This is a genomic window from Pelotomaculum propionicicum, assembly GCF_004369225.1.
Lineage (GTDB): Bacteria > Bacillota > Desulfotomaculia > Desulfotomaculales > Pelotomaculaceae > Pelotomaculum_B > Pelotomaculum_B propionicicum.
Map to the genome: position 1 here is coordinate 1 of NZ_QFFZ01000085.1, position 7,392 is coordinate 7,392.

Sequence of the window (7,392 nt, forward strand, 5' to 3'; positions counted from 1 at the left end):
ACATTTTTTCACATGACTGGAATGCGATGCGGGGGTATCATTACCTCATGCATATCGCCCGTATGTTAAATGAAATGGCGCTTCATTCGCTTTACCTGACGGAACATGTCAAAACAGTCGGGGTTCAGTCTTTCATCAAGAAGTTTTATGAAGCTATGACCTATAGTGAGTTGGATACAGGGCGGCTTCGCCGGCTGACCGAATCTCCCGGTCAATTGCGACTAGTGCGCGAAGAAAATTGGAAAACAAGCCGTTTGGCGGCATAGCGAATTGAACTGATACAGACAGCTTAGGCAGCGGTTGCGCGGCGCTACTCGTCTTTCCGTTGAAGATGTCCGGCATGCTAAAACGAGCAGAAACGGTTTAGTTAAGGATGTGTTGATACGGATAAACCGGTGATTTTTGGAATAACCGAATAGGCAATAGTTGCGAAAACGTCAATTCCAGACCCCGCAAGATTTAAAAAACATTTTCATGCGTCAGCTCTGGGTTCAAATTGGAAAGCTTGACAATCTTATCTTACTTATGTTAACATTTTTATACGTATAGAAGATATCGGAACAAGTTTCTTAGGAGGTATGTTTGTGTTTGGTAGGGTTAAGTGGTTTAACCAGGAGAAGGGTTACGGTTTTATCGAGAGGGAGGATGGCGGGGACGTATTTGTCCACTTCTCGGCGATTCAGGAAGAAGGCTTTAAGACCCTAGCCGAGGGTCAAAAGGTTGAATTCGATATCGTCGAAGGCGCTCGGGGGCCGCAGGCGGCCAACGTGACGAAAATATAAACTCTTAAATACCCCAGCCAAAACCTGGGGTATTTAAATCTAAATATGATTTAGACTGGATCTTTACTGCCTTGGGGAATAATAGGAGTACAAAGATACACGAAAGGGGTGTCTTCATGAAGATACAGGTGCGCGGCAGAAATATTGACACGACTGAGGCTTTAAAAGACTACATCGGAAAGCGGCTCGGCAAACTGGATAAATACATCGACAATCTTGGTGAAGCTCAGGTAACCATGACTGTTGAAAGGGGTTTCCACCGGATCGAAGTAACCATCCCCATCAACGGGATGATTTTAAGAGGAGAAGAAAGTACGGGTGATATGTACGCCTCCACCGACCTTGTAGTGGAAAAGCTGGAAAAACAGATTGAAAGGTATAAAGGCAAGCTGCAAAAGAGAGGCGCCCGCTATGTCAACGACCAGCGCAAACCCGCCGCTGTCCAGGAGGACGATGAGCCGCGGCTGGTCAGGACCAAGCGCTTCGCCATCAAACCTATGCCGGTGGAGGAAGCGGTGCTTCAGATGAACCTGCTCGGCCATAATTTCTTTGTGTTCTCCAACGCCGACACTGATCAGGTCAACGTGGTCTATAAGCGCAAAGACGGCAATTACGGGCTGATTGAGCCGGAGTTTTAATCAAGATCTGAGAAGCGCGCCTACCGGGCGCGCTTTTTACGTAACAGGGCCGGTGCAAGAGCCGGGTTGCCGGCGGGCGGCCGCGCCGTAATTGACGGTAAACTTTAGGATGAAGTATAATATTAAGATAGTGAAATATTATCAGGTTGTCTGAATTAAAGAGATTTGTGCAGACGCCCACGTCTAATTAATTGAGGTGGTAAGCTAATGCTCGGGTTTATTAAAGACTGGCTTGACGACAACGCCCGTGAAGTAAAAAGACTGCAAAAGACCGTTGATGAAATTAATAAATTGGAGCCGCGCATGACTGCTCTGTCTGAAAGCGATCTCAGAGGTATGACTGCTGTTTTCCGGGAGAGGCTGGACGGCGGCCAGACACTTGAAGACATTTTGCCCGAGGCGTTTGCCGTGGTGCGGGAGGCCTCCCGGCGCATCCTGGGGATGAGGCATTTTGACGTCCAGCTTTTGGGCGGGATAGCGCTGCACCAGGGGCGTATAGCCGAGATGAAAACCGGTGAAGGCAAAACCCTGGTGGCCACCCTGCCGGTTTACTTAAACGCCCTGACCGGCAGGGGTGTTCACGTGGTTACGGTGAACGACTATCTGGCCCGCCGCGACAGCGAGTGGATGGGCCGGATTTATAGTTACCTGGGTTTAAGCGTCGGTCTGATTGTACATGGACTGGACTGGGATGAGCGTAAGCGTTCTTATAATGCTGACGTTACTTACGGCACCAACAACGAGTTCGGATTTGACTACCTGCGGGATAACATGGCCCACCATCCCAGCCAGTTAGTCCAGCGCGAGCTGAACTACGCCATTGTCGACGAGGTTGACAGCATTCTTATCGACGAGGCCAGGACACCGCTGATTATTTCAGGCCAGGCGGAAAAATCCAACGACCTGTACTACACCTTTGCCAGGATCGTGCCCCGCCTGATCCGGGAAACCGACTACAATGTGGACGAAAAAGCGCATACTGTGGCCATTACCGAGTCCGGGGTGGCCAAAGTGGAAAAAATGATCGGTGTTGAGAACCTGTACGACGATAAAAACATCGAGCTCACCCACCACCTGAACCAGGCCCTGAAAGCCCACGCCTTGATGAAAAAGGACAAGGACTACGTGGTGAAGGACGGCCAGGTGATCATAGTTGACGAGTTTACCGGACGGCTGATGTTCGGCCGGCGCTACAGCGACGGTTTGCACCAGGCGATCGAGGCCAAGGAGAACGTCAAAATTGAGCGCGAATCCCAAACCCTGGCCACGATCACCTTTCAGAACTATTTCAGGATGTACGACAAGCTGGCCGGCATGACCGGTACAGCGGCCACAGAAGAACAGGAATTCAAGAAGATATACAACCTGGATGTGCTGGTGATCCCCACCAACATGCCGATGATCCGCAAGGATATACCGGATGTTATTTACAAAACTGAACAGGCCAAATTCCGGGCGGTAGTGGATCAGATCGCAGAGCGGCACGCCAAGGGGCAGCCGGTGCTGGTAGGCACCATATCAATTGAAAAATCAGAAGTGTTGAGCAGCATGCTTAAGAAGAAGGGGATACCTCACCAGGTGTTGAACGCCAAGTATCATGACAAGGAAGCGGAAATAGTCGCTCAGGCCGGCCGCCTGGGCGCGGTGACCATAGCCACCAACATGGCCGGCCGCGGTACCGACATACTGCTGGGCGGCAACCCCGAGTTTCTCGCCCGCCTGGAAATGCGCAGGGAGGGTCACCGGTATGAAACGGCTGAAGAAATTGCAGCCCAGGCAGAGGCGGAAGAAAGAGTCTATCAATCAATTCTAGACAGGCTGCGCCGGCAGACTGAAGAAGAGCGCCGCAGGGTAGTTGAACTGGGCGGCCTGCACATTATGGGCACGGAGCGTCACGAGAGCCGGCGTATCGACAACCAGCTGCGCGGCCGCTGCGGCCGCCAGGGCGACCCTGGCTCAAGCCAGTTTTACAGCTCGCTGGAAGACGACCTGATGCGCCTCTTCGGCTCGGACAATATCTCCGGGATTATGGACCGCCTGGGCATCGAAGAAGATATGCCGATAGAGCACTCCATGATCTCCAAGTCCATTGAAACTGCCCAGAAGAGGGTTGAAAACCGCAACTTCGACATCCGCAAGCACGTCCTGCAGTACGATGACGTGATGAACCAGCAGCGGGAGCTGATATACAGGCAGCGGCGCCAGGTCCTGACCGGTGAAAACTTGAAGGATAATATCCTGGAGATGATCGACGCCTCAGCGGAGCGCCTGGTGAGTGTTTACGCGCCTGAAGGCGTCCACCCGGAAGAGTGGGACTTGAAAGGGCTGCTGGATCAAGCCGAACAGCTTTTCCTGCCAGGCCACAAGCTTACCCCGGAGGATTTGGAGGACATGGGCCGCAGGGAACTGCAGGAATTTTTAGCCGAACAGTCTCACGCGGCGTATGAGGCCAGGGAACAGGAGCTGGGCCCGGAAACCATGCGCGAGGTGGAGCGGGCGATTATGCTCCGCATCGTGGATGACAAGTGGATGGATCACCTGGACGCCATGGACCAGCTGCGGGAAGGCATCGGCCTGCGCGCTTACGGGCAAAAAGACCCCTTGATCGAGTATAAGTTCGAGGGCTACGAAATGTTTCAGAATATGATCAACACCATCCAGGACGATGTGGTGCGCTATATTTTCAGGGTTAATGTAGTCCAGCCCGAGCAGCAGAAGCAGCGCCAGGTGGTGGAAAACCGCTATGCCGAAGAAGGCGCCAGGCAGCCGGTTCGCAAGGAAAGCAAAGTGGGACGAAATGCCCCCTGCCCCTGCGGCAGCGGCAAGAAGTACAAAAAATGCTGCGGCCGGGCGGAAGCAGAGAAAAAGGCATAGAATACAGAAGTCGGAATTCAGGAGCCAGAATAAAAGAACTGGCATTTTGGGGGTAGATGATTCATCTGAAAGGATATCCTTTGTAGGTTCGAATTCATTCGAACAAAAGAAGGAGGCGTGGGAAAGTGAAATTTAAAGTAATGTTAGAACCTAGCGAGGAAGGTGGTTTTACTGTCTTTGTACCTTCACTGCCAGGTTGTATAAGTGAAGGGGATACGCTGGAAGAAGCTCTAAAGAATATTAGGGAAGCCATAGAACTGTATCTTGAACCCGTAGAAGACGACTATATTGTTCATGATAAAGTTATAGTCCGGGAGTTAGAACTGTGAGTGAAGTACCCAGCCTGTCGTATTATAGGATAGTAAGGGCCTTGCAGCGTAACGGATGGGTAGTGATAAGGCAAAAAGGCAGTCATATCCGTATGCAAAAGCGGATAAAGGATGAAACATTAAAGATTACTATACCCGCACATATTCCAGTAAAACGTTCTACGCTAACACATATACTAAAACAAGCTAACTTAGATTTAAAAACTTTTCTTAAACTATTATAGATACAGAAGGAATGATACAAATTGTTTGCAGAGTTAAAACGGGAGCTTGAGCCGCTGGGCAAACGAATGGAAGATTTGAGGGTTTCTCTTTGACATAGCCGGCAAAGAAGAGGAAATTGCCCGGCTGGAAACGCAGATGCATAACTGCAGTTTCTGGGACAACCAGGAAACTGCGCAAAAGATAGTACAGCGGGTGGCGAACCTGCGCGACAGGGTAGCGGTTTTTCAGGAGCTAGCCGGGAAATTCGAGGAAGTGGAAGTGCTGATTGAACTGGGTGAGGAGGAGCAGGACGAGGCTGTCGCCGTCGAAGCCCGGGAAGGTCTGGCCGCTGTGGCGCGGATGGTCGCTGACCTGGAGATGGCGGTTCTGTTGAACGGGCCTTACGACCGCGGCAACGCCATCCTGGCCCTGCACGCCGGGGCAGGGGGCACGGAAGCCCAGGACTGGGTGGAAATGCTGCTCCGGATGTACGGCCGCTGGGCGGAGCGGCACCGCTACAAAGTGGGCATCCTGGATATGCTGCCCGGTGATGAGGCGGGCATTAAGAGCGCTACCATAGAGGTTATCGGCCCCAACGCTTTCGGCTACCTTCTGTCAGAAAAGGGTGTGCACCGGCTGGTGCGCATTTCACCCTTCGACACCGCCGGACGCCGGCACACGTCTTTCGCTTCTGTGGACGTCCTGCCTGAAGTGGATGACGATATGGACGTGCAGATCAACCAGGATGATTTAAAAATTGACACTTTCCGCTCCGGCGGCGCCGGAGGCCAGCATGTCAACAAAACTGACTCGGCAGTGCGGATCACCCACCTGCCTACCGGCATTGTGGTGTCCTGCCAGAATGAACGCTCCCAGCTGTCAAACCGGCTGGCGGCAATGAAGATGCTGAAGGCCAAACTAATTGACCTGGAACTCCGCAAAAAAGAGGCCGAGCTGGCGGCCATGCGCAGCGACCAGCAGGAAATCGCCTGGGGGAGCCAGATCCGCTCTTACGTATTCCACCCCTACAGTCTGGTGAAGGACCACCGGACCGGTCAGGAAACAGGCAACATCAACGCCGTGATGGACGGTGAGATCGACCCGTTTATCGCGGCCTATCTTAAAGAAAAAGCCCGCACCCAGAGTTAGACCTGAGAAATGAGACGTGGGACGTGAGAATGAGAATCCTTAAGGGTCAAGGAGTAAAATGGACTAAGAAAATAAAGACGTCAGACAGCAGAGTGATATGCTGTCTGCAGCCGCTAAATTGTTAGCGGCTCTTTCTATTTGTGGGGTCATCTAAAGTGATGTTTCCCTTTGTTTGACCAGTATCCGGCTGCTCGCTAACCGGATGAGATCGTGCCCCGGCAAGAAGCTTACCTAATAACGCCCGAATTTTTAGGACATCCTAGCAATGGACTACCAAGCTTTCATCAGGTAGCAGGTGGACCTGAGACAGGAGAACCGTCCCCTTGTCTCATTCTGCCCACTTTATTTTCTGGAGTGTTCATTATGATCCCGAAGATAACCAGAGAAATATGCGGAGTCACCTTGGGGGTCATCCTCGTTGCCCTGGGGCTGGACTTATTTTTAATTCCCAATAGGATTGCCGCCGGAGGGGTCAGCGGCATTGCCACGATTCTGCATCATTTAATCCACGTGCCGGTAGGGATTGCCATGCTTGCTCTGAATGTGCCGCTTTTTGCCCTGGCAGTTTACCGCATGGGGCTGCGCTTTGGTTTCCGCTCCCTTTACGGGACTATTGCCCTTTCCCTGGCAGTGGACTTGCTTGCGCCATTCCTTCCCGCGCCTACCAACGATATCCTGTTGGCGAGCCTCTTTGGCGGCGTACTGGTGGGCCTGGGGCTTGGGCTGGTGTTCAAGCATAATGGCACCACCGGGGGGACTGACCTTGCCGCGGCGGTCCTGCGCACCTACACAGGGGTGAACATAGGACAGTTGCTTTTTCTGGTGGATGCGTCGGTTATCATTGCCGCCTGGATAGCCTTTAACTCCGCCGAACTGGCTATGTATGCCCTGATTACCATTTTTGTCACTGCCTGGCTTATTGATCTGGTCCAAGAAGGCTTTAGCTACGCCAAGGCATTCCTGATCATTTCCAGCCGGGCGCCGAATATAGCGGATTCTATAGTGCGGGGACTAAACAGGGGAGCCACCGCCTGGCCAGTGCGGGGAGTCTACACCGGTACAGAAATGGAGGTAGTCCTTTCCGTTGTAAGTAGATCTGAGGTAACTCGCCTGAAAGAGATCGTTTACTCGGTTGACCCTTTAGCTTTTGTAATCCTGGCAGATGTGCACGAAGTGCTGGGGGAAGGTTTTAAGGAATACAAGTAGCGTTCAACAACTGAATTTGGGAGGTAAAACGAGGTCAAAAAACAAAAATGAAGCAATAAAGCGAAATAATCCAATGAACAATCCCTAACCCGGACAAGCCGGAACCAATAGGATTTATTAAACCCATGTCGAAATACTGTGCAATCATAACAGCGACATAGGGGAACGTACAATGTTACTTACCGAACGTTACAAAGACAAGATTGAAGG

The 7,392-nt window shown here is 51.8% G+C and carries 8 protein-coding genes; all 8 read left to right on the plus strand.

Annotated elements, in window-relative coordinates:
* On the plus strand, nucleotides 1–266 hold a 266-nt coding region (locus Pmgp_RS18505; RefSeq protein WP_205078032.1), incomplete at its 5' end, for a hypothetical protein.
* A 318-nt stretch (nucleotides 267–584) separates the two neighbouring features.
* Nucleotides 585–782 carry a cold shock domain-containing protein gene (locus tag Pmgp_RS18510; RefSeq protein ID WP_134216059.1) on the plus strand — a complete coding sequence of 66 codons (198 nt, stop codon included), beginning with the start codon at nucleotides 585–587 and terminating at the stop codon, nucleotides 780–782.
* Nucleotides 783–898: 116 nt separating this feature from the next.
* Nucleotides 899–1,420 carry a ribosome hibernation-promoting factor, HPF/YfiA family gene (hpf, locus tag Pmgp_RS18515; protein ID WP_134216061.1) on the plus strand — a complete coding sequence of 174 codons (522 nt, stop codon included), beginning with the start codon at nucleotides 899–901 and terminating at the stop codon, nucleotides 1,418–1,420.
* Nucleotides 1,421–1,627: 207 nt separating this feature from the next.
* Nucleotides 1,628–4,294, plus strand: a complete 2,667-nt coding sequence (gene secA / locus Pmgp_RS18520; protein ID WP_134216063.1) for a preprotein translocase subunit SecA — start codon at nucleotides 1,628–1,630, stop codon at nucleotides 4,292–4,294.
* 125 nt (nucleotides 4,295–4,419) lie between these two features.
* Nucleotides 4,420–4,623 (plus strand): type II toxin-antitoxin system HicB family antitoxin, encoded by a 204-nt coding sequence (locus Pmgp_RS18525; protein WP_134216064.1) that lies wholly within the window; start codon nucleotides 4,420–4,422, stop codon nucleotides 4,621–4,623.
* On the plus strand, nucleotides 4,620–4,847 hold the full coding sequence (locus tag Pmgp_RS20975) for a type II toxin-antitoxin system HicA family toxin (protein ID WP_134216066.1): 228 nt from the start codon (nucleotides 4,620–4,622) through the stop codon (nucleotides 4,845–4,847). The genes Pmgp_RS18525 and Pmgp_RS20975 overlap by 4 nt, the downstream gene beginning before the upstream one ends.
* Before the next feature lie 21 nt (nucleotides 4,848–4,868).
* Nucleotides 4,869–5,976, plus strand: a protein-coding gene (gene prfB, locus Pmgp_RS18535; protein ID WP_134216068.1) for a peptide chain release factor 2 whose coding sequence is annotated in 2 segments (ribosomal slippage) — nucleotides 4,869–4,937 and nucleotides 4,939–5,976 — 1,107 coding nt in all. Because the reading frame shifts where the segments join, the coding sequence is not laid out codon by codon here.
* Nucleotides 5,977–6,339: 363 nt separating this feature from the next.
* On the plus strand, nucleotides 6,340–7,182 hold the full coding sequence (locus Pmgp_RS18540) for a YitT family protein (RefSeq protein WP_134216070.1): 843 nt from the start codon (nucleotides 6,340–6,342) through the stop codon (nucleotides 7,180–7,182).
* Nucleotides 7,183–7,392: the final 210 nt, after the last annotated feature.

Bases quoted from the DNA above. Each gene is read 5' to 3' on its own strand.
- hpf (WP_134216061.1), top strand. From the start codon at position 899: ATGAAGATACAGGTGCGCGGCAGAAATATTGACACGACTGAGGCTTTA.
- secA (WP_134216063.1), top strand. From the start codon at position 1,628: ATGCTCGGGTTTATTAAAGACTGGCTTGACGACAACGCCCGTGAAGTA.
- Pmgp_RS18540 (WP_134216070.1), top strand. From the start codon at position 6,340: ATGATCCCGAAGATAACCAGAGAAATATGCGGAGTCACCTTGGGGGTC.